This is a genomic window from Streptomyces chartreusis (assembly GCF_008704715.1).
Taxonomy (GTDB): domain Bacteria; phylum Actinomycetota; class Actinomycetes; order Streptomycetales; family Streptomycetaceae; genus Streptomyces; species Streptomyces chartreusis.
Window position 1 is genome coordinate 7,003,910 of the sequence record NZ_CP023689.1, and the last position, 23,572, is coordinate 7,027,481.

Annotated in this window: 22 protein-coding genes; 12 read left to right on the forward strand and 10 right to left on the reverse strand. The window is 72.0% G+C overall.

The features are described from left to right. Positions 1-21: 21 nt before the first annotated feature. Positions 22-1,086: an RNA polymerase sigma factor gene (locus CP983_RS30810; protein WP_150503193.1), complete on the reverse strand. Its 1,065-nt coding sequence runs from the start codon at positions 1,084-1,086 to the stop codon at positions 22-24. A gap of 54 nt (positions 1,087-1,140) precedes the next feature. Further along, positions 1,141-2,211, reverse strand: coding sequence for a lytic transglycosylase domain-containing protein (locus CP983_RS30815; RefSeq protein WP_229914733.1), 1,071 nt, complete (start codon positions 2,209-2,211; stop codon positions 1,141-1,143). A 193-nt stretch (positions 2,212-2,404) separates the two neighbouring features. Between CP983_RS30815 and CP983_RS30820 the strand changes: the two genes are divergently transcribed. From CP983_RS30820 to CP983_RS30835, 4 genes are all read left to right on the forward strand, one after another. Next, complete coding sequence (locus CP983_RS30820) at positions 2,405-3,916, forward strand: esterase/lipase family protein (protein ID WP_150503197.1); 1,512 nt, start codon at positions 2,405-2,407, stop codon at positions 3,914-3,916. Positions 3,917-3,992: 76 nt separating this feature from the next. Next, the gene (locus tag CP983_RS30825) at positions 3,993-4,733 is read left to right on the forward strand and encodes a response regulator transcription factor (RefSeq protein WP_150503199.1); all 741 of its coding nucleotides are present in this window, start codon (positions 3,993-3,995) and stop codon (positions 4,731-4,733) included. A 175-nt stretch (positions 4,734-4,908) separates the two neighbouring features. Next, positions 4,909-6,726: a flavin-containing monooxygenase gene (locus CP983_RS30830; protein WP_150503201.1), complete on the forward strand. Its 1,818-nt coding sequence runs from the start codon at positions 4,909-4,911 to the stop codon at positions 6,724-6,726. Continuing rightward, positions 6,723-8,339: a hypothetical protein gene (locus tag CP983_RS30835; RefSeq protein WP_150503203.1), complete on the forward strand. Its 1,617-nt coding sequence runs from the start codon at positions 6,723-6,725 to the stop codon at positions 8,337-8,339. Before CP983_RS30830 ends, CP983_RS30835 begins: the two co-directional genes overlap by 4 nt. A gap of 46 nt (positions 8,340-8,385) precedes the next feature. Here CP983_RS30835 and CP983_RS30840 read toward each other — a convergent pair whose 3' ends face one another. Next, positions 8,386-8,769, reverse strand: a complete 384-nt coding sequence (locus tag CP983_RS30840) for a MazG-like family protein (RefSeq protein WP_150503205.1) — start codon at positions 8,767-8,769, stop codon at positions 8,386-8,388. A 45-nt stretch (positions 8,770-8,814) separates the two neighbouring features. Then, on the reverse strand, positions 8,815-9,372 hold the full coding sequence (locus CP983_RS30845) for a DoxX family membrane protein (RefSeq protein ID WP_107906895.1): 558 nt from the start codon (positions 9,370-9,372) through the stop codon (positions 8,815-8,817). Between the two features lie 133 nt (positions 9,373-9,505). Here CP983_RS30845 and CP983_RS30850 point away from each other — a divergent pair, with 133 nt between their 5' ends. Both CP983_RS30850 and CP983_RS30855 read left to right on the forward strand, forming a co-directional pair. Beyond that, positions 9,506-9,832, forward strand: a complete 327-nt coding sequence (locus CP983_RS30850) for a hypothetical protein (RefSeq protein WP_107906896.1) — start codon at positions 9,506-9,508, stop codon at positions 9,830-9,832. Between the two features lie 96 nt (positions 9,833-9,928). Then, positions 9,929-10,912, forward strand: a complete 984-nt coding sequence (locus CP983_RS30855; RefSeq protein ID WP_150503207.1) for an aldo/keto reductase — start codon at positions 9,929-9,931, stop codon at positions 10,910-10,912. Positions 10,913-11,289: 377 nt separating this feature from the next. Here the strand turns inward: CP983_RS30855 and CP983_RS30860 are convergent, their stop codons facing one another. Further along, on the reverse strand, positions 11,290-12,054 hold the full coding sequence (locus CP983_RS30860) for an SDR family oxidoreductase (RefSeq protein ID WP_150503209.1): 765 nt from the start codon (positions 12,052-12,054) through the stop codon (positions 11,290-11,292). Between the two features lie 134 nt (positions 12,055-12,188). On the opposite strand from CP983_RS30860, the gene CP983_RS30865 reads away from it, so the two are divergent. Beyond that, positions 12,189-13,829, forward strand: coding sequence for an alkaline phosphatase D family protein (locus tag CP983_RS30865; protein ID WP_150503211.1), 1,641 nt, complete (start codon positions 12,189-12,191; stop codon positions 13,827-13,829). On the opposite strand, the gene CP983_RS30870 is transcribed toward CP983_RS30865, so the two are convergent. Further along, on the reverse strand, positions 13,816-14,847 hold the full coding sequence (locus CP983_RS30870) for a Gfo/Idh/MocA family protein (protein ID WP_150506986.1): 1,032 nt from the start codon (positions 14,845-14,847) through the stop codon (positions 13,816-13,818). The genes CP983_RS30865 and CP983_RS30870 overlap by 14 nt on opposite strands. An 87-nt stretch (positions 14,848-14,934) precedes the next feature. Between CP983_RS30870 and CP983_RS30875 the strand changes: the two genes are divergently transcribed. The 3 genes from CP983_RS30875 (at position 14,935) to CP983_RS30885 (ending at position 18,606) form a co-directional block, all read left to right on the forward strand. Next, entirely contained in the window at positions 14,935-16,245 is a 1,311-nt protein-coding gene (locus CP983_RS30875; RefSeq protein ID WP_150503213.1) for a multidrug effflux MFS transporter, read from the forward strand. Further along, the gene (locus CP983_RS30880) at positions 16,185-17,372 is read left to right on the forward strand and encodes a serine hydrolase domain-containing protein (protein WP_150503215.1); all 1,188 of its coding nucleotides are present in this window, start codon (positions 16,185-16,187) and stop codon (positions 17,370-17,372) included. The genes CP983_RS30875 and CP983_RS30880 overlap by 61 nt, the downstream gene beginning before the upstream one ends. 241 nt (positions 17,373-17,613) lie before the next feature. Next, positions 17,614-18,606, forward strand: coding sequence for a small ribosomal subunit Rsm22 family protein (locus tag CP983_RS30885; protein ID WP_150503217.1), 993 nt, complete (start codon positions 17,614-17,616; stop codon positions 18,604-18,606). Between the two features lie 19 nt (positions 18,607-18,625). Here CP983_RS30885 and CP983_RS30890 read toward each other — a convergent pair whose 3' ends face one another. Further along, the gene (locus tag CP983_RS30890; protein WP_150503219.1) at positions 18,626-18,817 is read right to left on the reverse strand and encodes a DUF6243 family protein; all 192 of its coding nucleotides are present in this window, start codon (positions 18,815-18,817) and stop codon (positions 18,626-18,628) included. 111 nt (positions 18,818-18,928) lie between these two features. Here CP983_RS30890 and CP983_RS30895 point away from each other — a divergent pair, with 111 nt between their 5' ends. Then, positions 18,929-19,573 carry a TetR/AcrR family transcriptional regulator gene (locus CP983_RS30895; protein WP_150503221.1) on the forward strand — a complete coding sequence of 215 codons (645 nt, stop codon included), beginning with the start codon at positions 18,929-18,931 and terminating at the stop codon, positions 19,571-19,573. Between the two features lie 165 nt (positions 19,574-19,738). Next, positions 19,739-20,473, forward strand: a complete 735-nt coding sequence (locus tag CP983_RS30900) for a bifunctional DNA primase/polymerase (RefSeq protein ID WP_150503223.1) — start codon at positions 19,739-19,741, stop codon at positions 20,471-20,473. A 13-nt stretch (positions 20,474-20,486) separates the two neighbouring features. Here the strand turns inward: CP983_RS30900 and CP983_RS30905 are convergent, their stop codons facing one another. From CP983_RS30905 to efeB, 3 genes are read right to left on the reverse strand one after another with little or no spacing between them, the layout of a single operon-like run. Next, positions 20,487-21,479: an SCO2278 family lipoprotein gene (locus tag CP983_RS30905; RefSeq protein WP_150503225.1), complete on the reverse strand. Its 993-nt coding sequence runs from the start codon at positions 21,477-21,479 to the stop codon at positions 20,487-20,489. Continuing rightward, the gene (gene efeU, locus CP983_RS30910; RefSeq protein ID WP_150503227.1) at positions 21,439-22,311 is read right to left on the reverse strand and encodes an iron uptake transporter permease EfeU; all 873 of its coding nucleotides are present in this window, start codon (positions 22,309-22,311) and stop codon (positions 21,439-21,441) included. The genes CP983_RS30905 and efeU overlap by 41 nt, the downstream gene beginning before the upstream one ends. Positions 22,312-22,314: 3 nt before the next feature. Continuing rightward, the gene (efeB, locus tag CP983_RS30915; RefSeq protein WP_150503229.1) at positions 22,315-23,568 is read right to left on the reverse strand and encodes an iron uptake transporter deferrochelatase/peroxidase subunit; all 1,254 of its coding nucleotides are present in this window, start codon (positions 23,566-23,568) and stop codon (positions 22,315-22,317) included. Positions 23,569-23,572 lie beyond the last annotated feature (4 nt).

A 23,572-nucleotide genomic window follows, 5' to 3' on the forward strand; every position in this document is an offset into this window, starting at 1 on the left:
TCGCTCGGGTCGTGGATTTTTTTACGGCAGTGGGGTCGCCGTCGGAAGGGGCAGCGAGGCGGATGGCACGTCAGAGGGCTCGACCGGCAGGTCAGGGGTCTCGGGCAGGTCGGAGACTCCGGGCAGTTCCGGCACCTCGGGCACATCTGGCACCTCCGGCGCGGACAGCACCGGCAGCGGGGACACCGAGACCTTCGGCACCGCCACTTCCGGCACCGCCACTTCCGGCACCGCCACCTCCGGCACGGCCACGTCCGGCAGTGACGGCACGGACAGCGGCCGGAACGATTCTTCCGGCGGCGACCCGGCCTCGTCCGGTCCAGCTGCCGAGGCCGTCGGCCGGTTCCCCCGCGGAGCCCTGTGCCCGGCGCCGCTGTCGGGCCGCAACGCCTCCGCACCCGGCGAGGCGACCGCGGGCCGCGGAGCACCGCCCTCACCCCCGCCCCCGTCGAAGGTGTGGGGCAGCACGAACCCGGCCACCACCAGCGTCGCCGCCGTCGAAGCCACCGCCACGGCCTGCACCTTGCCGCCGCCGCGCGGCCGTCCCCACCCGATCAGGAACAGCGCGCACCCGAGCGTCGCGGCCAGCGACTGCCGCAGGGACCGGCGCGCCCTGGCTAGCAGCGACTCGACGGTCCGGTAGCTCAGCCCCATCCGGACGGCGACCTGGCCGACGTCGAGGTCCTCCGACTTCAGCCGCAGCGCCTCGGCCTGCCGAGCGGGCAGCTCACCGCTGCGGACCGCCAGCCACTTCGCCTCGGCCCGGTCGCACACCGCCTCCTCGACGGGCACCGGGCCGGGGGCGATGAGCGTCGGGCTGGTGCGTACCTCGGCCTCCCGGTTCACCTGCCGGTAGCGGTCGACGCACAGCCGCATCGTCACCGTCGTCAGCCATGCCGCGAGCCGCTCGTCGTCCAGGTCGGGGCGCTCGGCGGCCCGCAGCATTGCCTCGTGCACCGCGTCCTCGGCGTCCTCCGCGCTCATCGACCTGCGCCGGGCCACCTTGAGCAGTTGCTCGCGGTGGCTCCACATCTGCTGCCAACGGTCGTCGGAGGCTTCCGTCTCCGCGGACATGTCCGTCGCCATGAGGGCCCCTTCGCTCTCACCCACCGGTGTCGTCCCGTCCGGCGGGGCGCGACATTACCGCTCGGTATCGGCGGTTGTGGAGGGGGAGGCGGTCATCGAGTCCGCGCTGTTACTGGTCAGCGCCGCGCTGCCGGGCAGCAGGTCGTCGCCGGAGAGCCCGATGTCCGGGGCGGGAAGGGGGAGTTGCGGATTCTCTGTCTCCTCGGGGTCGGCGGCCGGACGCGATGCGGTGTCGGCCGGCGAGGCGGGGGTCGACGGCGTGCGGGTCGGGGAGGCGCTCGGACGAGCGGAGGGAGTCGGCGAGGACTGCTCCGGCTTCGAGGGCGACCGCGACGGAGATGGGCCTGGAGAGGGGCCGGCGGTGGCGTCCGGCACCACGCTGTGCCCGTCCAGGAAGTACGCGTACCAGGCCCTGACCGTGCGCAGATAGGCCGACGAGTGGTTGTAGCCGAGGATCGCCAGGTCCAGCTCGGCGGGGACGGACAGGTCCCTCCCGTCCGCGCACAGATAGCGTCCGGCGGCGAGCGCGGCGTCGAAGACGTTGTGCGGATCCGTGCGTCCGTCGCCGTTGCCGTCCGCTCCCCAGCGGGCCCAGGTCGAGGGGATGAACTGCATCGGCCCGACCGCGCGGTCGTACACCGTGTCCCCGTCGTGGGCACCGCCGTCGGTGTCCCGGATCAGTGCGAAGGCCACGCCGTCCAGCCGTGGCCCGAGGATCGGCGCCAGGGTCGTACCGTCGCCGGTCACCCGGCCGCCCCGTGCCTGCCCGGACTCGACCTGCCCGATCGCCGCCAGCAACTGCCACCGCAGCCGGCAGCCGGGCGCCTCCTGCGCAAGCCGCCGCTCCGCTCGCCGGTAGGCGGCGAACACGCTCGCGGGCACGGCGGCACCGACCCCCGCCGGGGCCCCGACGCCGTCCCGCTTCGCGGTCCGCAGCGGCGGCAGCTCGGTGCGGTACGGGGTGTCGCCGGACACGCTCGGACCGTGCTGCGCGGGCGGCTGCCCCGCCACCGACGCCGAGACCCGTGCCGGGACCGCCCCCGGCGCCTGTGACGCGGTCAGCGCCACCAGTGCCACCGCCGCGGCCGCCGTACCTCTGGCGGTTCTGACTCCCTGCCCTGCCACTCCCTGTTCCCCTCCCTGCAGACGTCCGCCTGTGTCTGCTCTACGGGGCAGGGCGCCGCGTCCGTCGCACGGCTTGCGGAACATGCCGCTCCCGCTGATTCCGGATCGTCACCCTTTCTGCCTATTCCTGGAGGCCGGAGTTCCGGGCTTCCTCTACTCAGGAGGAGAGGACCCTGGTCTCTGGAGGCAAGCCGTGGATGACAACCGCCGACTTCCCATCGTCTATGTCCGTGGCTTCGCCGGTGGCACGCGCGGTATCGACAAGGCCGTCGACGACCCCTTCTACGGGTTCAACGAGGGCTCCGTCCACGTGCGGGTCGGTGCTGACAACCAACCCCTCTTCCATCAGTTCGAGAGCCCCCTGCTGCGTCTGCTCCGGGAGGAGGGATACGAGCTGCTCGTGAAGGGGGACCAGGCCGCCTACCTCGCTCACCACACGGAGATTCCCGCCAACACCATCTGGATCCACCGGTTCTACGACCGTTCCGCCACCACCTGGGGCGGCAGCCCGCAGGAGTACCGGCTGGAGAACGCCGCCGTCGACCTGCTCGACCTGGTCGACCGGCTCCGGGAGAAGACCGGCGCGCCGGCCGTCTACCTCGTGGCGCACTCGATGGGCGGGCTCATCTGCCGGTGCCTGCTGCAGAAGGTCCTGCCCGACCGGGGGCGCGCCGCCGACGACTGTGTCGCGAAGTTCTTCACCTACGGCACCCCGCACGGCGGCATCACCTTCGACCTCGGCGGCGGGCTCCTGGAGCGGATGCGGGACCGGATCGGCATCCAGGGCGCGGACATCTTCGGGCCCCGGCGGATGTACGAGTTCCTCACCCCGCAGGCCGAGACCGACCCCGACGGGCCGCCCGACGGCTGGGACGCCCGCCCGATGCCCCAGGGGCCGGGGGCCCTGCCGCTGGAGCGCGTCTTCTGTCTCGTCGGCACCAACCCGACGGACTACGACGTCGCCCTCGGTCTGTCGTCCGCCGCCGTCGGACCGCACAGCGACGGGCTCGTGCAGATCGAGCGGGCGTACGTGCCGGGTGCCCAGCGGGCCTACGTCCATCGCAGCCACAGCGGGCGCTACGGCATGGTCAACTCCGAGGAGGGCTACCAGAACCTGCGGCGGTTCCTGTTCGGGGACACCCGGGTCGAGGCCTCGCTGGTCGGCTACCGGCTGTCCGGCGACGACGACCTGGTCTGGCAGGCCGAGACCCGGCTCGCGGTGCGCGGGCTGCCCGTCCCCATGCACGAACGGTTCGCGGCCCACTGGAGCCCGATCCAGCTCGACCCACCCCCGGACGGGCAGGAGACGTCGGTGCCGCTGGCGACCACGTTCCTCAACAGCGGTCTGCGGGCAGCCGAGGGCGAGCCCATGCGGTTCATCCTCGATCTACGGCTGATCTCCCTGCGCGAGAAGGGCGGCATCCTGAACCTCTTCGACCATCTGGAACAGTCCGCCGACTTCGCCGACACGCTGGTCATCGACGTGGGCACACCCGAGGGCGATCCCGAGGTCGAGGGGATCCGGGCCGCCTGGAACTCGGAGATCGAGGGCGCCATCCGCGACCACAGCGCGGCCGCCACGCCCCGCGCCGACGAGGACCCCGCCCCCGGCCGCTGGGTCGCCCACATCCCACTGCCCGCCATCGCCGCCTCTCTCGTCGGCCCCGACGCCAGGATCCGGCTCGTCGCCACGCCCTGGACGTGAAGAGGTGGACATGGGCCTGTGGCCGGACCCGATCGGCGTTTACTTGCCTCAGGCAACCCGCAGGTAGAGTGACCGCATGCCGAAGCCGCCGTCGACCGACGCGGTCCCGGCGATACCGGATGTCCTGCTCGTCGTCGGTGAGCCACGCACCTCCGAGCCGCTCTCCGCACTGCTGGAGCTGGCCGGCTACCGGACCGTCGTGGTCGACCGCGCCACCCACGCCGGCCCTCTCCTCACCGAGCGCCGATTCGATCTGGTCATCCTCGACGTGACCCTCCCGGACACCGCCGCCCTCAGACACAGCCGCCGTCTCCTCGCCCCCGACCGCCCCGCCGTCCTCCTGCTCACCGGGACCGGCGAATTCCTCGGCAGCCTGCCCGGCGGCGGAACGGGCCGCAGAAGGGGCGTTGGACCCGGATCCGGCACCGGCGGGCAGCCGGCAGCATCCGGCCGGGTCGCCGAAGTCCTCGCACGTGCCCGGCAGTTGGTGGGCAGCCAGGAGCCCGCCGGATGGGACGGCGCCCTCCGCTACGGCGACCTCGTGCTCGACGACGCCACCCGCCGGGCCCGCCGCGGCGAGCGCACAATCGAGCTCACGCCCGCCGAGTACCGGCTGCTGCGCTGTCTGCTGGTCAACGCCGACCGCGTGCTGTCCAAGGAGCAGATCGGCCGGCACGTCTGGACCGACCCGCCGACCGACAGCGCCATCGAGCGGCTGGTCTCGCGGTTGCGCCGCAAGGTCAACGGCGAGCAGCCGGCCCTCATCCACACCCGGCGCGGCTTCGGCTACTGGCTCGGCGGAACCGTCCAGCCGTAGCGCCGCCGGTCATGGAGCCAATAGCTCTGTGTGCCGTGGCTCACATCCGCCGGGTGTCCGGGATATGTCTGGGAGCTGTCAGCCCGATTCGCTTCACTGACCCCGACCTCCTGCTTCCCCTGTCCCGGCCCGCTCCGGCGGCGTCGGCCCCCCCACGACCGAGGAGACCGCACCCATGGAGCTGGATTTCGATCCCGAGGCGGAGCTCGGCTTCGACCCCGACGCCCTGCGCGCCAAGTACCGTGCCGAGCGCGAGCGCCGGATCCGGCCCGACGGCAACAGGCAGTACCAGCGAATCGCCGGTGAGTTCAGTACGTACGGTCACGACCCGTACGCCGACACCGAGTTCACCCGCGAGCCCCGGCACGACCGCGTAGAGGCGCTGGTCGTGGGCGGTGGGTTCGGTGGGCTGCTCGCCGGGGCCCGGCTGCGGCAGGCGGGCGTGAAGGAGATCCGGGTCGTCGAGAAAGGGGGCGACTTCGGCGGTACCTGGTACTGGAACCGCTACCCGGGCATCCACTGCGACATCGAGTCGTACATCTATCTGCCGCTGCTCGAAGAGCTCGGTTACGTCCCGAAGTGGAAGTACGCGCCCGGCGAGGAGATCCGCGAGCACGCGCGGGCCGTCGCCCGCCACTTCGGCCTGTACGACGACGTCTGCTTCCAGACCCAGGTCACCGAACTCCGTTGGGACGAAGGGGAGTCGGAGTGGGTCGTCGCCACCGACCGCGGTGACCGGATGCGGGCCCGGTACGTCGTCGTCTCCAGCGGCACCCTCAGCGAGGCCAAGCTCCCCGGCATCCCCGGCATCGAGACCTTCCGCGGGCACACCTTCCACACCAGCCGCTGGGACTACGACTACACCGGCGGCGATGCCGATGGGGGCCTGCACCGACTCGCCGACAAGCGTGTCGCCGTCATCGGCACCGGCGCCACCGCCATCCAGGTCTTGCCGCACCTCGGGGCGGACGCGGCGCACGTGTACGTCTTCCAGCGGACCCCGTCCTCCGTCGACGTACGCGGCAACCGGCCCACCGACCCGGAATGGGCCGAGTCCCTGGAACCCGGCTGGCAGCGGCGCCGGCGGGACAACTTCCTGAGGGTCGTCACCGGCGTCCGCGCGACGGAGGACCTGGTGGACGACGCCTGGACGTCCACCGCCCGGCTCCAGGAGAAGCTCATCCCGACCAACGCCTACGCGGACGTGCCGGCCGAGGAACGCGAACTCGCCTACGAGATCGCCGACTTCCAGAAGATGAACGAGCTGCGGTCCCGGGTCGAGGCCACGGTCGAGGACCCGGGGACCGCCGAGCGGCTCAAGCCCTGGTACCGCTACATGTGCAAGCGGCCCACCTTCAGCGACCACTACCTCCAGACCTTCAACCGGCCCAACGTCACCCTCGTCGACACCGCCGACACCCACGGCGTGGAGCGGATCACCGAGAACGCCGTCGTCGTCGGCGGGACCCGGTACGAGGTCGACTGCATCGTCTTCGCGACCGGCTTCGAGGTGGGTGTCTCGGGCGTGCTGTCCGGGCGGCTGCCGGTGTACGGCCGCGGCGGCGCCGATCTGCTGCGGACCTGGATGAGCGGCGGCCCGCGGACCCTGCACGGGTTCTACAGCGAGGGCTTCCCCAACCTCTTCCACCTCGGCCCGCTCCAGAACGCCTCCGCCGTGAACTACGTCCACATCCTCGATGAGCAGGCGACCCACGTCGCCGAGGTCGTCGGGGAGGCCCGCAGGCGCCGGATCCGGTGCGTCGAGCCGACCGCCGAGGCGCAGGACGCCTGGGTGGCGACGATCCGCCGCAAGGCCGCCGACCTGCACAGGTTCCAGGCCGAGTGCACGCCGGGCTACTACAACAACGAGGGCCGGCCGAGGGAGCGCAGCGAGTCGTACGGCGACGGCCCGGTCGCCTTCCACGAACTGCTGCGGCGCTGGCGCGAGGAGGGCGGCATGCGCGAGGTCCTGACGGAGGGCGGCGAGGCATGAGCAGATACGGCAACCAGCCTGTCGACAGCGTCCGTTGGGCGCCGCGGCGGCTCAACCCGCCCAACCCGCTGTGGGGTTCCAACGGCGTCGCGTTCGGGCCCGACGGGCGGCTGTACGTCGCCCAGTTCCTCGCCGGGCAGATCAGCGCCGTCGACCCGGCCACGGGGGACGTCGAGGTGGTTGTACCGATGGACGGTCCCGTCCAGTCCCCGGACGATCTCGCCTTCGGCGCGGACGGCTCGATGTACATCGCCGACCTGGTGCCGGGGCGGGTGTGGCGGCGGAGCCCGGCGGGGGAGTACACGCTGGTCTCCGGCGATGTGGCCAACCCCAACGGCATCACCTGCGTGGGCGACCGGCTGTTCGTGAACGAGATGAAGCCCGACGGCCGGCTGCTGGAGCTGTTTCCGCAGGGTGGCGACCCGCGGGTCCTGACGGAGGGGCTCGCGCTCGGCAACGCCATGCAGCTCGGCCCCGACGGCCACCTCTACTACCCGCACATGATGAGCGGCCCGAACCCCCTGCTCACCGGCCAGGTCTGGCGGATCCCGCCGGACGGGGGAGTGCCCGAGGTCGTCGCGGACGACGTCCATCAGCCGGTCGCCGTGCGGTTCGACCGGGGCGGGGTGCTGCATGTGCTCTCCCGTGGCCCCGAGGGCATCGTCACCCGGATCGACCTGCACGGCGGCGGCTCGCGGACCCTGGTCACCAGCGGGGTCGTCGGCCTTGACAACGCCGCCTTCGATGCCGAGAACCGCATGTTCGTCTCCAGCTACGCCAGCGGCGGCGTCACCGAGATGCACCCCGACGGCCGTACCCGCGAGATCGTGCCGCGGGGCCTCGACGGGCCGTACGGCGTGACCGTCGACCTGGGCGGACGGGTGTACGCCGCCGACCACTACCGCGTCGCGAACCCCGAGCCCTCACGGGAGGGCGGGGTGACCACCCTGTCCCTGCTGCACTTCTCGCACGGCATCGTCGCCGACGGCGAACTGCTGCACCTCACCTCGCAGTTCGGGCAGGTCCAGACGTACGACCCCCGGGACGGGACCACACGGGAGCGGGCCGACGGGCTGCGACGGCCGCTCGGCATCGCGGTCGCGCCGGACGGCTCGCTCGTCGTCGCAGAGTCCGGCGCGGGGCGGGTGGTGGCCGTCGGCGAGGACGACGCGATCCGCGTCCTGGCGGACGGGCTCGACCGGCCCGCGGATGTCGCGTTCGACGGCGAGGGGCGCTGCTATGTGAGCGACGAGGGGGCCGGCACCGTACTGCGGATCGAGGCGGACGCGCCGCCGACCGTCGTCGTGGACGGCCTCGACGCTCCGCAGGGCCTCGCGGTGCTGGGAGAGGAGCTGTTCACGGTGGAGACGGGACGGCGCAGGCTGTGTGCGGTGTCGCCGGTGACGGGGGAGACGCGCATCGACGCGGAGGACCTGCCGGTCGGGGCGCCGCCGGGGGTGGTGCCGGGTCCGGAACCCGCCCTCTTCGCCCAGGGGATGCCGGGGATGGCCCGGCGGTTCGCGGGGCTGGCGGTCACGCCGGAAGGGGCGTTGCTGCTGTCGGCGAACGGAGAGGGTACGGTGTTGAAGCTGACCCCGGTTGGGCGGTCGTGACGGATCTGCGGGCCGGTGGGGGCTGGCCGCGCAGTTCCCCGCGCCCCTAAAGGGGCGTCGAGCCCAAGGACCGCTTCGTCACCCTCTCCAGATGCCGGTCGAACACCTCACGCGTGTCCGGGGTCAGCGTGCGCAGGGCGACCAGGGCCGTGATCACCACGTCGCACAGTTCGCCCTGTACGTCCTCCCAGGTGTGGGTGACCCCCTTGCGCGGGTTCTGGCCGGTCGCGCCGATGACCGCCTGGGCGACCTCGCCGACCTCCTCCGACAGCTTCAGCATGCACAGCGCCATGCCCTCGCGGCCGCCGATCGGCTGGTCGGTGTCGAGCCAGGTCCACAGGGCGTCGATGGCGGCCCACAGGTCGGCGGTGGTCTCGGAGGGCACGGTTTCGGAAGGCACGGTCTCGGAGGGCACCGTCTGATCGGTCATGCGGGCAGCTTGGCACAGGGGCCGCGACGCGTTCGGACGAGGCCGTCACTCCTCGAACAGCGGCTCCTGCCCGTCGAACTGCTCGTCCTTCTCGGGCTTGTCCAGCCTCCGCTGCCGCGCGCCCACCACCAGCGCCGTGACCGCGGCCGTCGCCGCCAGTGCCGTGGGAACCATCCAGCCACGGTCGAAGAAATGCCCCATGGCGTGGTCGAGGGAGAGCCGGCCGGGGCCCGTGACGGCGAGGCCGGCCGCGGCCAGGCCCAGGGTCGCCGCGGTCTCGTAGCCGCCCTCCTGGGCGAAGAAGCCGTTCGGGGCGTGCACCGCGGACGCCCCCGCCATGCCGCCGGCCGCCGCGGCGCCCGCGAGCGGGGTCGCAAGGCCCAGCGCCAGCAGCGTGCCGCCGCCGGCCTCGGCGAGGCCCGCCGCCGTGGCGCTCGCCTTGCCGGGCCGGTAGCCGATCGACTCCATGAACTGGCCGGTCCCCTCGATGCCGTGCCCGCCGAACCAGCCGAACAGCTTCTGTGTGCCGTGCGCGGCCAGTACGCCGCCGGCACCCAGCCGGAGCAACAGCAGGCCCAGATCACGTCGGTCGTAAGCACTCACAGCGACTCCCGGTGCAGTCAGCAGGAACAGATCCCCTCCCGCGTATCCACCGTCGCACCCGCGGCACCCGACCGGCCTGCCTTCGCCGCCGTTCGGGTGGCGGGCCGCGGAGCCCGGTGTGAGGCTGACCGGTATGACGATTCAGACGTCCAAACTGAGCGACCCCGCCGTCCGTGCCTTCGTCACCGCCGTCAACGCCCACGACCGCGAGGGCTTCATGAGCATCCTCGCGCCCGGCGCGACCATGGCGGACGACGGCACCGACCGTGACCTCGCCGACTGGATCGACCGGGAGATCTTCTCCTCGAACGGTCACATGGAGGTCGACAACGAGTCGAACAACGGCCGCGACCTCCTCGCCAGCTACCGCAACGACACCTACGGCGAGATGCGCACCCAGTGGCACTTCCAGGTGGAGCAGGACGGCCGGATCTCCCGCTTCGAGACCGGCCAGGCGTGACCGGCCAGGCGTGACCCGTCAGGTGTAACCGGTTTCCCGGAGTCGGGCCCCGGGGGCTTGCCTTCGTGTGCGCTTCAACTCCTAACGTCCCACCCCATGGAGACCAAGAGGACTTTGGGACGGACCGGCATCGGGGTAAGCGCTCTCGGCTTCGGGTGCTGGGCCATCGGCGGTGAGTGGCAGTCCGCCGACGGGCAGCCGCTCGGCTGGGGCAAGGTGGACGACGAGGAGTCGGTACGGGCGGTCCGGCGCGCCCTCGACCTGGGCGTCACCTTCTTCGACACCGCGGACACCTACGGGGCCGGCCACAGCGAACGCGTCCTGGGCCGTGCCCTCGGCAAGCGCCGCGCGGACGTCGTCGTCGCCACCAAGTGGGGCAACGTCTTCGACGAGGACACTCGCACCCTCACCGGCGCCGACGACACCCCGGAGTACGCCCGCCGCGCGCTGACCGCGTCCTTGAGACGCCTGGACACCGACCACATCGACCTCTACCAGCTGCATCTGTCGGATGCGGACCCGGCGCGCGCCGCCGAACTGCGCGATCTCTGCGAGGAGTTCGTGCGCGAAGGGCTGATCCGGGCGTACGCGTGGAGCACCGACGACCCCGCCCGCGCCGCCGTCTTCGCCCGCGGGAAGCACTGCGCCGCCGTACAGCACATGGCGAACGTGCTCCAGGACGCGCCCGAGATGTTCGCGCTGTGCGAGGAGCTGGGGCTGGCCAGCATCAACCGCAGCCCGCTCGCGATGGGCCTGCTCACCGGCAGGCGCAGGAGCGGGCAGGCCCTGGAGGCCGGGGACATCCGCAGCCGGCCGCCCGAGTGGCTGCAGGGCTTCGAGGCCGGCAGCGCCGATCCGCGGTGGCTGGCCCGCGTCGACGCGCTGAAGGACGTCCTCACCAGCGGCGGCCGCACCCTCGGCCAGGGCGCCCTCGCCTGGCTGTGGGCCCGCAGCCCGCACGCCGTACCGATCCCGGGATTCCGTTCCGTCGCCCAGGCCGAGCAGAACGCGGGCGCCCTGGAGAAGGGCCCGCTCACGAGTGAGCAGCTGACGGAGGTCGACCGGATCCTGGAGCGCTGAACGCTCCGCTGTGAGTGCCGCGACGGTCGTCTCGCGGCTGCGGCGCCGTCGTGGCTGGTCGCGCCCACGTGGCGGTAGCCGCACATCGATGCAGCCCCGCGCCCCTTTAGGGCGTTGCAGAACCGCCGTAATGCCAAGACGGCAGCCGTTCCACGCACCGGTGCGTATCCCGCGGTCCCGCGCGAGATCCACCCCCACCCGGTGTCGTGGAACGGCTGCCGTCCACCCCCCTCGGGTTGGTCTGCGGAAGCACCGTGCTCCAAATGTGAAGCTCCGGTGCAGGCGAAGTTGAGCATAAGTCGTCTAACAGTACCGACGCAGCGGAATTTCACATTCCACTTGTGCAAGTTGTGCAGGCAACAACCGGCCGTCGACTCTCAGCCACGCCCCACGTACGGCATCGCCGTCGCCAGTACGGTCGCGAACTGCACGTTCGCCTCCAGCGGCAGCTCGGCCATGTGCCGCACGGTCCGCGCCACGTCGGCGACGTCCATCACGGGCTCGGGCGCCACCGAGCCGTTCGCCTGGAGGGCGCCGGTCTGCATGCGGGCCGTCATGTCGGTCGCCGCGTTGCCGATGTCGATCTGGCCCACCGCGATGTCGTACGGCCGCCCGTCCAGCGAGAGCGCCTTCGTCAGGCCGGTCAGCGCGTGCTTGGTCGCCGTGTAGGCCACCGAGAGCGGGCGGGGCGTGTGCGCGGAGATCGAGCCGTTGTTGATGATCCGGCCACCGCGCGGGTCCTGCTCCTTCATCTGCCGGAACGCCGCCTGCGCACACAGGAACGCCCCGTTGAGGTTGGTGTCCACCACGTGCCGCCAGGCGTCGTACGGCAGCTCCTCCACCGGCACCCCGCCGGGCCCGAACGTCCCCGCGTTGTTGAACAGCAGGTCGATCCGCCCGAACCGCGCCACGGTGGCGGCGAACAGTGCGACCACGTCCTCCTGACGTGAGACGTCGGTCCGTACGGCGAGAGCGGCGCCGCCGGGCACCAGCGCCGCCGTCTCCTCCAGCGTCTCCACGCGCCGCCCGGCCAGCGCCACCGACCAGCCCGCGCGCAGCAGTTCCGTCGCCACCGCCCGCCCGACGCCGGAGCCGGCGCCCGTCACCACGGCGATCCTCGTGTCCGTTTGCCTGTCATTCATGGGGTCGCAGGCTACGCGACCGTCCGCCATTCGGAACTCATCTGTCTGCCATCTGGGTGTTGTGTACGCGCCAAGAGAGTGTCGTCACCGGCCACTCCAATGCCTCATGCATCCATCAGCAAGGGGAGGACCGGATGACCACCACGACAGACCTGCCCCAGCACAGCCCCGAACTGCGCGCGGCAGCCCGCCACATCGGGCGCCGCCGCTTCCTGACCGTCACCGGCGCGGCCGCCGCGCTCGCCTTCGCCGTGAACGTGCCGGCCGCGGGCACCGCGAGCGCCGCCCAGTTCGACGCCCGCAAGATCACCGACAACCCCTTCACCCTCGGCGTCGCCTCCGGGGACCCGCTGCCCGACTCGGTCCTGTTGTGGACCCGCCTCGCCCCCGCCCCGTACCAGCCCGACAGCGGACTGCCCGCCCAGCGGATCACGGTGCACTGGGAGCTGGCGCACGACGAGGGGTTCACCAGGATCGCCAGACGCGGCGCGGCCATCGCCTACCCGGAGTTCAACCACACGGTCCACGTCGAGGTCGCCGCCCTCGAAGCGGGCCGCGTCTACTACTACCGCTTCCGCGCCGGCACCTGGATCAGCGAGACCGGCCGCACCCGCACCGCCCCCGCCCGGACCGCCGCGGCGAGCTCCCTCACCCTCGCCGCCGTGTCCTGCCAGGCGTACACCGACGGCCACTACACGGCCTACCGCCATCTCGCGCAGGACGACGTCGACGTCGTCTTCCACCTCGGCGACTACCTGTACGAGTACGCGGTCAACTCCGTCGGCGGCTACCGCAACTACACCGACCGCACGCTCCCCGCGCTCTTCAACCGCGAGACGACGACCCTGGAGGACTACCGGCTGCGCTACGCCCTGTTCAAGTCCGACCCGGACCTCAGGGCCGCACACGCCGCGCACCCGTTCGTCGTCACCTGGGACGACCACGAGACCGAGAACAACTACGCCGACGACATCCCGGAGAACAGCGTCCCGCCGGAGGAGTTCCTGCTGCGCCGGGCCGCCGCCTACCGCGCCTACTGGGAGAACCAGCCCCTGCGCCTGCCGCAGCGCCCCACCGGCCCCGACATGCAGCTCTACCGGCGCCTGCACTGGGGCCGGCTCGCCCAGTTCGACGTCCTGGACACCCGCCAGTACCGCTCCAACCAGGCCTACGGCGACGGCTCCCAGATCCCCGGCCCCGAGGTCGACGACCCGGCGCGCACGATGACCGGCGCCACCCAGGAGCGGTGGCTGCTCGACGGCTGGCGCGACTCCGCGGCGCTGTGGAACGTCGTACCGCAGCAGGTCACCTTCGCCCAGCGCAAGTTCGACCTCACCGAGCCGTCACGGGTGTCCATGGACGCCTGGGACGGCTACCGCGCCTCCCGCCGCCGGGTCCTGGACGGCGCCAAGGCCGCCGGCGTCGAGAACCTGATGGTGCTCACCGGCGACGTCCACGTCGGCTACGGCTTTGACATCAAGGACGACTTCGACGCCCCCGACTCCGCCACCCTCGGCACCGAGATCGTCGCCACGTCGATCACCAGCGGCCGCGACGGCAGCGACCGGCCCGCCAACTGGGACACGTACATGAGGGCCAACCCGCACATGCGGTTCTACAACGGGCGGCGCGGCTACGTGACCGTCGCCCTCGGACAGCAGCTCGCGCGGGCCGACTTCAAGACGGTGCCGTACGTGACCACGACCGGGGCGCCCATCGCGACGGCCGCCTCCTTCGTCACGCAGGTGGGGGCGCAGGGGCTCACGCCGGCGTGAGTTCCGGCGCCTCGCCGGCGGTCTCCTCGCCCGGGTAGCGGACGCCGACGCGGTCCCGGATCGCGTCGAGCGTCCGCATCACGGCGAGCGTGCCCTCCAGCGGGACCAGCGGCGACTCGCTCTCGCCGGCCCGCAGGGCCCGCATCACCTCGGCGGCCTCGTGGCGCAGGGTGTTGCGCGGCCCGTCGGCCGGGTCGGCCGTGAACTCCTCGGGGTCACGGCCGTCCCGGTGCAGCACGAAGCGCTCCGGGAAGAAGAAGCCGCCGGGCACGTCGATCCGGCCGGCCGAGCCGGTGATCGACGCGGCGGTCGCCGTACCGCCGACGATCGAGCAGTGCAGCGAGGCGAGCGCGCCGTCGTCCCAGGACAGCAGGGCTCCGGTCTGGAGGTCGACCCCCTCTGCGGACAGCGTCGCGCGCGCCGTCACGTCCGACGGCTCCCCGAGCAGCAGCTGCGCGAAGGAGACCGGGTACACACCGAGGTCCAGCAGCGCGCCGCCGCCCTGCGCCGGGTCGCGCAGCCGGTGCGAGGGCGGGAAGGGGCCGGCCAGCCCGAAGTCGGCCTGGACATGGCGCACTTCGCCGATCGCGCCGTCGTCGACCAGGGCCTTGAGCCGCCGCACCAGCGGGTTGCAGTACATCCACATCGCTTCCATCAAGAAGCTGCCGCGGGCCTTCGCCAGCGCGACCAGTTCCGCGGCCTCGCGCGCGTTCAGCGTGAACGCCTTCTCGCACAGCACATGGCGGCCGGCCTCCAGGCACAGCCCGGCGGCCTCGCGGTGCGCCGAGTGCGGGGTGGCGACGTACACGACATCGATGTCGCCGTCCTCGGCGAGCGAGGTCCAGTCGCCGTAGGCCCGGGGGATGCCGAACCGCTCGGCGAACGCGTCGGCGGACTCCTGGCGCCGCGAGGCGACGGCCACCACCTCGGCGTCGGGCAGGTCCACGAGATCCGCGGTGAACGCGGCGGCGATCCCGCCGGTCGCCAGAATCCCCCACCGCACCTTCTGCTCGGCCATCGCGGCCCGCCCCTCGCTCATGTGTCCCCAGGCACTGTGTACGAGCTGAGAGCATAGAGGGCGGATCACTCGGAGAGGGAGGGGCGCATGGGCGACCGTGGGGGGCCGATACCGGACGTCTCGCAGCCGGCGGTATCGAGGACGGACCGACCGCCTGCCCGTACCCTGCGCACCACCGGGCTCCTCGTCACCTTCATCCTCGGCGGGCTGACGGCCACGCCCCCGCTGGCGATGGACATGTACCTCCCGGCGCTGCCCGAGGTCACCGGTTCCCTGCACGCGCCCGCCGCGACCGTCCAGCTCACCCTCACCGCCTGCCTCGCCGGCATGGCGCTCGGGCAGCTGGTGGTCGGCCCGATGAGCGACCGCTGGGGCCGCAGACGCCCGCTGCTGGCGGGCCTCGTGGTCTACGTCGTGGCCACCGCGCTGTGCGCCCTCGCACCCACCGTCGAGTCCCTCGTCGCCTTCCGGCTGGCGCAGGGACTCGCGGGCGCCGCGGCGATCGTGATCGCACGGGCCGTCGTGCGCGACCTCTACGACGGCCTGGCCATGGCCCGCTTCTTCTCGACCCTGATGCTGATCTCCGGGGTCGCGCCGATCGTGGCGCCGCTCATCGGCGGGCAGATCCTGCGGGTGACGGACTGGCGCGGCGTGTTCGTCGTACTGACGGTCGTCGGGGTGCTGCTGACCTGCCTCGTCTGGCGCAGGCTCCCCGAGACCCTCGCGGCCGAGGACCGGCACGCCGGCGGGGTGGGCGAGGCGCTGCGCGCCATGCGCGGTCTCCTCTCCGACGGCGCGTTCGCCGGATACACGCTGACGGGAGGCTTCGCCTTCGCGGCCCTCTTCGCCTACATCGCGGCGTCCCCCTTCGTGATCCAGGAGATCCACGGCGCCTCCCCGCAGACCTTCAGCCTGCTGTTCGGGCTCAACTCCGTCGGCCTTGTGGCCGTCGGCCAGATCAACGGCAAGGTGCTCGTCGGACGGGTCGGCCTGGACCGGGTGCTGGGCGTGGGCCTGGGGATCGTCATCCTCGCCGCGACCGCGCTGCTGCTGATGTCCCTGGGCGTGTTCGGCGAGGTCGGACTGGTGCCGGTGGCCGCCGCGCTGTTCGTGCTGATGTCCGCGATGGGCATCACGCTCCCCAACACCCAGGCCCTCGCCCTCCAGCGCACCAAGCACGCCGCCGGGTCCGCCTCCGCGCTCCTCGGCACCTCCTCCTTCCTCATCGGCGCCGTCGCATCGCCCCTCGTGGGCATCGCCGGCGAGGACACGGCCGTCCCGATGGCCGTCGTCCAACTGGCCGCAGCACTGGTGGCGCTGGCCTGCTTCATGGGAATGTGCCGTCCTTGGAACAGACGTGCGGATGGCCGCGCGGTCGCGGAGGGAGCGGGGAGCTGAGCGCGCCGAGACTGCGCGGGGACACGCCGGAAAGGGCCGGACTCGACCCCGAGGAGATCCGACATCTCGTCCGCGAGGTCCACGACCTCACCACCGGCACCCGTCCCTGGGCGGCCGGAGCGGTGCTGATCGTGGGGCGGGGGCCGTACCTGGCCGTCGAGGAGGCGATGGGCTGGGCCGTGCGGTACGCCTCCTACGACGAGGAGAGGGACTCGGGCAGGGAACTCCCGCCCGACTCCCGCGTCCCGATGACCACCAGCACCGCCTTCGACCTGGCCTCCCTCACCAAGCTGTTCACCTCGGTCGCGGCGGTGCAGCAGATCGAGCGGGGCACGCTGGGCATCGACGCGCGGGTCGGGGCGTATCTGCCGGACTTCCGGGCGGCGGCGTACCACGACATCACGGTGCGCCAGCTGCTCACGCACACCTCCGGGCTGCGGCCCGAACTCCCGCTGTACGACTGCGCGGACGACGCGGAGCGGCTGGAGATGCTACGCGCGGAGGCGCCGGTCGGTGTCCCCGGCACGTACTGCTACTCCGACCTGAACATGCTGCTGCTCCAGCACGTCCTGGAACGCATCACCGGCCGCGGCCTCGACGTCCTGATCCACGACTGCATCACGCGTCCGCTGGGCATGACCGCGACCCACTTCGGCCCCTGCCCCGGTGCGGCGGCGACCGAGGACCAGCGCCGGCCCTGGGCCAAGGCGGACCGGGGCATGCTGCGGGGGGTCGTCCACGACGAGAACGCGTGGGCGCTGGGCGGCGTCGCCGGCCACGCGGGCCTGTTCTCCACCGGGCGCGACCTCGCGGTGTTCTGCCGCGCCCTGCTGTCGGGCGGCGCGTACGGCCCCGCCCGGGTCCTGGGCCCCGACTTCGTGGAACTCCTCCTCACCTCACCCGGCTTCGGCTTCGCCGTCGACCAGCACTGGTTCATGGGGGAACTGGCGGGCCGGGGAGCGGCCGGGCACACGGGCTTCACGGGGACGTCCCTGGTACTGGACCCCACCACGGACACGTTCCTGATCCTGCTGGCGAACACGGTCCACCCACGACGCCGGGATGCGGACAGCCGCCCGAGGGCACGGGCGGGGACACGGGTGGCTCGGGCGGTACGGGGCCGCTGACAACCTTCCTCGCCCCCGCCGCCCCTACCCGTCCCGTCCCAGGGGGCTGCCGCCCCCGGACCCCCGCTTCGGCCTGAACGGCCTCGTCCTCAAACGCCGGACGGGCTGGGTATGTCAGCCCCTCCGGCGTTTGAGGAGCGGGGTCTGGGGCGGAGCCCCAGAAGGATGGGACGGGTAGGGGCGGCGGGGGCGAGGGAAACCGGGTCCCCGACCACCGCACCCGCCCTCATAGAATCGCCGGGTGAACGCCCCCGTCCCCCCGTCGGCCGAGACCCTGCGCATCGCACTCGCCACCCTCCTCGACGACCTCCCGCCCCGCCAGGCCGCCCAGGCCGTCGAGCGCCTGATCGCCAACTACCGGGGCGCCACACCCACCGACGCCCCGATCCTGCGCGACCGCGCGGACGTGGCGGCCTACGCCGCCTACCGCATGCCGGCCACCTTCGAGGCGGTCCACTCCGCACTGGAGGCGTTCGCCCGGACCGTCCCGGACTGGACCCCTGCGACCCACACCGACGTGGGCGGCGGCACCGGCGCGGCGACCTGGGCCGTCTCCACCACCTGGCCGGGCGAGCGCGACGTCACCGTGCTGGACTGGGCCGAGCCCGCCCTGGCCATCGGCCGGGAGATCGCGGCGGCCGACCCGACGCTGGACAAGGCCCGTTGGCAGCGCGCCCGCATCGACTCGACGCTCACCCTGGACCCCACGGACCTGGTCACCGTCTCCTACGTCCTCAACGAACTCACCGCCCGGGACCGCGCCACCCTCCTCGACACCGTCGCGTCCGCGGCCCGGACCGTGGTGATCGTCGAACCGGGCACCCCCGACGGCTACACCCGCGTGATCGAGGCCCGCGACCGCCTCATCGCCGCCGGCTTCCGCATCGCCGCCCCCTGCCCGCACAGCGCCGCCTGCCCCATCGTCCCCGGCACCGACTGGTGCCACTTCTCGGCGAGGGTCAGCCGCTCCTCCCTGCACCGCCGCATCAAGGGCGGCTCCCTCGCCTACGAGGACGAGAAGTTCAGCTACGTCGCCGCCACCCGCCTCCCCGCCACCCCGGCCCCCGCCCGGGTCGTCCGCAAACCCCAGATCCGCAAGGGCCAGGTCCTCCTCGACCTCTGCGAGACCGACCCGTCCCTGCGCCGCACGACGATCACCAAGCGGCACGGCGACCTCTACAAGGCGGCTCGCGACACGGAATGGGGCGACCCCTGGCCGCCGGAGGCGCCGTGACGCCCCCGGCGGTACCCGGCTAGGACGTCTCCTCGTCCTGCGTCCCCGCTTCCGCCCGCCTCTCCTGGAGCTTGCGCAGCAGCTCCCGTTTCTGGGCCTGAGGGTCGAGGCCGCCGCCGATCCTGCCGTCCCGTCCGCCGCCGCGCAGGGCCTTGCGGCCGAGGTTCCGGCGCGTGCCGCCGACTCCGAGCATGTTTCCGCCTCGGGACATGCGAGGCTCCTTTCGGGATCAGAGATTAAACGAGACGTATCGTCTCGCAAGATGGAGCCCTCCCAGAGTCCGGCGAGACGCTCCGTCTTGTCAACCTGATAAATTCGAGTCATGGCAGCCCAGAAGTCCGCCCCCAAGTCCGAGGCGCCCGCGCCCAGCTCCACCCGTCGCAGTGAGAAGTCCCGGCGGGCCATCTACGACGCCGCCCTCGCGCTCGTCGTGGAGGTCGGCTACCCCAGGACCACCATCGAGGGCATCGCCGCCCGTGCCGGGGTCGGCAAGCAGACGATCTACCGGTGGTGGTCGTCCAAGGCCGAGGTGCTGATGGAGGCGTTCCTCGATCTCGGGGAGGAGGCCGCGAAGGCCGCCGGGGAGGAGCCGTACGCCATTCCGGACACCGGAGACCTCGCGGCCGATCTGAAGGGTGTGCTGCGCGCCACCATCGATCAGATGACCGACCCGCGCTTCGCCGCCCCGGCCCGCGCCCTCGCCGCCGAGGGCCTGGTCAACGAGGCGCTCAGCCGGGAGTACGTCGCCAAGCTCCTCGAACCCTCGCTCCAGCTGTACGTCGAGCGGCTGCGCGCCGCGCAGGAGGCCGGCGACGTGCGCCCGGACATCGACCCGCGCATCGCGCTGGAGCTCTTCGTCTCGCCGCTCGCCCAGCGCTGGCTCCAGTACACGGGCCCGATCTCGTACGAATACACGGACACCCTCGTCGACTACGCCCTGCACGGTCTCGCGCCGCGCGCCCGGTAAGTCGGGTAAGTCCGCAAATTCTGCCAAAGTGGCGCATAACCCCTGATCGCGGGGCTGCACACACCTCGTCCCACCTGGCCCGGTTGTCCGCTACGGCCCCCCGAGGCGCACGATGGTGGGACCATGAGGCATGCTGTTCCGCACGACAGCGAGGCGAGGGGATAGATGAGCGCGGAGTTGGGCGGCCGGACCGGACTGCAGGGCAAACTCACCCAGTGGCTGCGCGGACGCCGCCCCAAGGACACCGCCGACGACGGCGGCCGGGAGGCCATGCTGCTCGCCACGGCGGCGGCGGGACTGCCGCTGGCCCCCGCGGCGCACCCGGCCGGCTTCCGCTGCTCCTGCGACCGGGTCGGCTGTCCCACCCCGGCCAGGCACCCGGTGTCCTTCGCCTGGCAGACGCAGTCGACCACCGATCGAGGCCAGATCGAGCGCTGGGCCCGGCATCAGCCGCAGGCCAACTTCATCACCGCCACCGGCATGGTCCACGACGTGCTCGACGTCCCCGTCGAGGCCGGGCGCGAGGCCCTGGAGCGGCTGCTCGACGCCGGCATCGAGGTCGGACCCGTCGCCGAGAGCGACGACGGCCGCCTGCTGTTCTTCACCGCCACCCGCGGCACCCCCGAGGACGAGGACGAGTGGTGGCCCTGTGAGCTGGACTGCCACCCCGAGACCATGGACGAGCACCCGGGACTGCGCTGGCACTGCCGCGGCTCCTACGTCCTCGTACCGCCCGCCCAGCTGCCCGGCGAGAACCGCACCGTGCACTGGGTGCGCGGCCCCGAGCACCCGCTGCCCGACCCGCTGAGCGTGCTGGAGGTCCTCACCGACGCCTGCGCCCGCCATGCCGGCGCTGAGCCCGACCACGCATCCGCGGCCTGGCCCCTGCGCCGCCACTGAGCGGGCGCGAGGATCACTCGCCCTTCGCGGACGTCAGTCCCTGGATCCGGCCGAGCACGTCCACCTTCCCGGAGCCCTTCGGATCCAGTGCCACCTCGTTGGAGACGAACTCCATCGTCAGCGACTGCTTGATCTCGCCCTCCGTCAGCGCCTCCACCGCCTTGCCCGGTGAGGGGACCGAGGTGCCCGCGTACGCCGTCCGCTTCTCGTAGTAGCGGGTGGTGAAGAACACCAGCGCGCCGCCGTCCGCGGTGCGCAGCGCCAGCGGGGCGTAGTCGCCGTCGGTGAGCGGCTTGTCGATGAACTGGCTGACCAGGCCCGGCCGTTTGGCGTCCTTGTCCCGGTCCGCCCGCCAGGTGCTGGTGTGCGGGCCCGGTGTGAACGTATCGCCGCCGTCTTTCAGATAGCCCGCGTAGTCCTTGCTCAAGTCCCCGGGCGGAACGGCCAGTTCGGTCGAGTTGGCGGGCACGGCCTCGGCCCAGCCGTCCTTGTCCGTCTTGAACTTCGGCATGTCGCCGGGAGCCATCAGCGTCAGATACGCCGCCTCCCACGCGTCGTCCAGGCCGCTGCGGGTGAACACGAAGACCCAGCGCGCCCTGCCGCCCTTGTTCGCGGCCGTGTCGGCGACGAACCAGCGCGGCCAGCCCGCCTTCTTGGGGATCGTGATCCTGGCGTCCGACAACTCCAGCGGGGTGTGTGCCGCGTTGCCCTTGGGGCTCAGCGCCTTGCCCGCCTTCAGCCGAGCCCCGTCGATGTCGCTCAGCGCGCCGGTGACATGGTCGGCGTAGAGGGAGTTGTCGTAGGCCTTGTCCGCCTTGTTGTATGCGGTGGTGAACTCCTTGAGGGCCTCTTCGGCTTCAGCCTTGGTGGCCGAGGGGAGGATCTCCCGCTCCCCGTGGACCACCACGCATCCGCTCGCCGTCAACGACAAAGCGGTCGCACCGGCCGCTATCAGTGCCCTCCGGTCAAGCCTGCGGAGCCTTCGAGGGCCGCGATCCCTGCTCATCAGGTGCCTTCACCTTCCCCTTCCCGGAGGCGAACCCTACCGGGGCGAGGAACAGCGCGAGCGTCGGGACCAGGTACAGCAGCCACACCGTGACCTGGAGGACGGTCGGGTCCGGCTGGAAGTTGAACACGCCCTTCAGCAGGGTGCCGTACCAGCTCGACGGGTCGATGGTGTCGCTGATGTCGAACGCTTTGTTGCTCAGGCCCGGCACCCAGCGCGCCTCCTGGAGGTCGTGGAAGCCGTACGCCAGCACACCCGCCGCCACGACGACCAGCATGCCGCCGGTCCAGGTGAAGAACTTGGCGAGGTTGATGCGCAGGGCGCCCCGGTAGAACAGCCAGCCGAGGACGACCGCGGTGGCGATGCCGAGGGCCGCGCCGATCAGCGGGCGCGGGGTGCCGTCGCCGGCCGCGCGCACCGACGTCCACACGAACAGGGCAGTCTCCAGGCCCTCCCGGCCCACCGCGAGGAACGCGGTCGCCACCAGCGCGCCGGTGCCCATCTGAAGAGCCGCGTCCAGCTTGCCGTGCAGCTCGGCCTTCAGGTGCCGCGCGGTGCGCCGCATCCAGAACACCATCCACGTCACCAGGCCCACCGCGATGAGCGACAGGGAGCCGCCGAGGGCCTCCTGTGCCTCGAACGTCAGCTCCTGGGAGCCGAATTCGAGCGCGCAGCCGAAGCCGAGCGCGAGAACGAGGGCCACGCCGATGCCCGTCCAGACGGGCTTCAGCGCGTCCCGGCGGTCCGTCTTGACCAGATAGGCGATGAGGATGCAGACGACGAGGCTGGCCTCCAGGCCCTCGCGCAGTCCGATCAGGTAGTTGGCGAACACGGGCTACGCCTCCTTGCCGAACAGCGTGCTGCCCCACCAGTCGTCCTTGCCGCGGACGCCCGGCGGGACGGCGAACAGCGCCGAACCCACGTGCTGGATGTACTCGTTGAGCGAGTCGATGGCCAGGTTGCGCTGGATCCGGATGAACCCGGAGCGCGGGTCGCGCTGGTAGGCGAGGAAGAACAGGCCCGCGTCCAGCCGGCCGAGGCCGTCGGTGCCGTCGGTGAAGGAGTAGCCGCGGCGCAGGATCGTCGCCCCCTCGTTGGACTCGGGGTGCGCGAGCCGGACGTGCGCGTCGGGCAGCATCGCCTTCAGGAACGGCTTGTCACGCTCCTTGGCCTTGCCGACCGGGGCGCCCTCGCCCTTGTCGCGGCCGATGATGTCCTCCTGCTCCTGGAGGGAGGTGCGGTCCCACGTCTCGATGTGCATCCGGATGCGCCGGGCGACGAGGTAGGAGCCGCCGGCCATCCACTCGGGCCCGTCCTTCTCGCCGACCCACACGAACTTCCTCAGCCGGTCGGTCTCGGTGCCCGCGATGTTGCGGGTGCCGTCCTTGAAGCCCATGAGGTTGCGCGGGGTCTGCTCCTCGGGAGTGGTCGAGGAGGTTTTCCCGAAGCCCAGCTGGGACCACTTGATGACGACCTTGCCGAAGCCGATGCGCGCCAGGTTGCGGATCGCGTGCACGGCGACCTGCGGGTCGTCCGCGCACGCCTGCACGCACAGGTCGCCGCCGCTGCGGTTCTTGTCCAGGTTGTCGCCCGAGAAGTGCGGCAGCTCGACGAGGGCCTCCGGCCGCTGATCGGCGAGATCGAACTTCTCGAACAGCGACGGACCGAACCCGATGGTGAGCGTCAGCCGTGACGGCTTCAGACCCAGCGCCTCACCGGTGTCGTCCGGCGGCGCCTCGGCGAGACCGCCGTACGCGCCCTCGCCGACGGCCTGTCCGGCGGCCATCCGGCGCGCGGCCGCCGTCCAGTCCTTCAGCATCTGCACGAACTCGGCGCGGTCCTCGGTCTTCACGTCGAACGCGGCGAAGTGCAGCCGGTCCTGCACCGGAGTGGCGATGCCCGCCTGCCGCTCGCCGTGGAAGGGGATCGCGGCGCCCGTCTCGGCGGCGGCCGGATCCACGTCGTCACCGGTGCGTGTCATCGCCACGGCACCGCCGGCCGCGACGGCGCCGAGCGCGAGCCCGGCACCGCCCCAGCCGATCAGCGAACGCCGGGAGGGAGTGACAGTGCCTTCGGTCTGTTCCGTCATGACC

Excerpts from the sequence above, each read along its gene's own strand:
- CP983_RS30840 (WP_150503205.1), bottom strand. The coding sequence starts at position 8,769 with ATGACCGATCAGACGGTGCCCTCCGAGACCGTGCCTTCCGAAACCGTG.
- efeB (WP_150503229.1), bottom strand. The coding sequence starts at position 23,568 with ATGACGGAACAGACCGAAGGCACTGTCACTCCCTCCCGGCGTTCGCTG.
- CP983_RS30825 (WP_150503199.1), top strand. The coding sequence starts at position 3,993 with ATGCCGAAGCCGCCGTCGACCGACGCGGTCCCGGCGATACCGGATGTC.
- CP983_RS30810 (WP_150503193.1), bottom strand. The coding sequence starts at position 1,086 with ATGGCGACGGACATGTCCGCGGAGACGGAAGCCTCCGACGACCGTTGG.
- CP983_RS30835 (WP_150503203.1), top strand. The coding sequence starts at position 6,723 with ATGAGCAGATACGGCAACCAGCCTGTCGACAGCGTCCGTTGGGCGCCG.
- CP983_RS30895 (WP_150503221.1), top strand. The coding sequence starts at position 18,929 with ATGGCAGCCCAGAAGTCCGCCCCCAAGTCCGAGGCGCCCGCGCCCAGC.
- CP983_RS30850 (WP_107906896.1), top strand. The coding sequence starts at position 9,506 with ATGACGATTCAGACGTCCAAACTGAGCGACCCCGCCGTCCGTGCCTTC.
- CP983_RS30875 (WP_150503213.1), top strand. The coding sequence starts at position 14,935 with ATGGGCGACCGTGGGGGGCCGATACCGGACGTCTCGCAGCCGGCGGTA.
- CP983_RS30870 (WP_150506986.1), bottom strand. The coding sequence starts at position 14,847 with ATGGCCGAGCAGAAGGTGCGGTGGGGGATTCTGGCGACCGGCGGGATC.
- CP983_RS30855 (WP_150503207.1), top strand. The coding sequence starts at position 9,929 with ATGGAGACCAAGAGGACTTTGGGACGGACCGGCATCGGGGTAAGCGCT.
- CP983_RS30830 (WP_150503201.1), top strand. The coding sequence starts at position 4,909 with ATGGAGCTGGATTTCGATCCCGAGGCGGAGCTCGGCTTCGACCCCGAC.
- CP983_RS30865 (WP_150503211.1), top strand. The coding sequence starts at position 12,189 with ATGACCACCACGACAGACCTGCCCCAGCACAGCCCCGAACTGCGCGCG.
- CP983_RS30905 (WP_150503225.1), bottom strand. The coding sequence starts at position 21,479 with ATGAGCAGGGATCGCGGCCCTCGAAGGCTCCGCAGGCTTGACCGGAGG.
- CP983_RS30900 (WP_150503223.1), top strand. The coding sequence starts at position 19,739 with ATGAGCGCGGAGTTGGGCGGCCGGACCGGACTGCAGGGCAAACTCACC.
- CP983_RS30890 (WP_150503219.1), bottom strand. The coding sequence starts at position 18,817 with ATGTCCCGAGGCGGAAACATGCTCGGAGTCGGCGGCACGCGCCGGAAC.
- CP983_RS30860 (WP_150503209.1), bottom strand. The coding sequence starts at position 12,054 with ATGAATGACAGGCAAACGGACACGAGGATCGCCGTGGTGACGGGCGCC.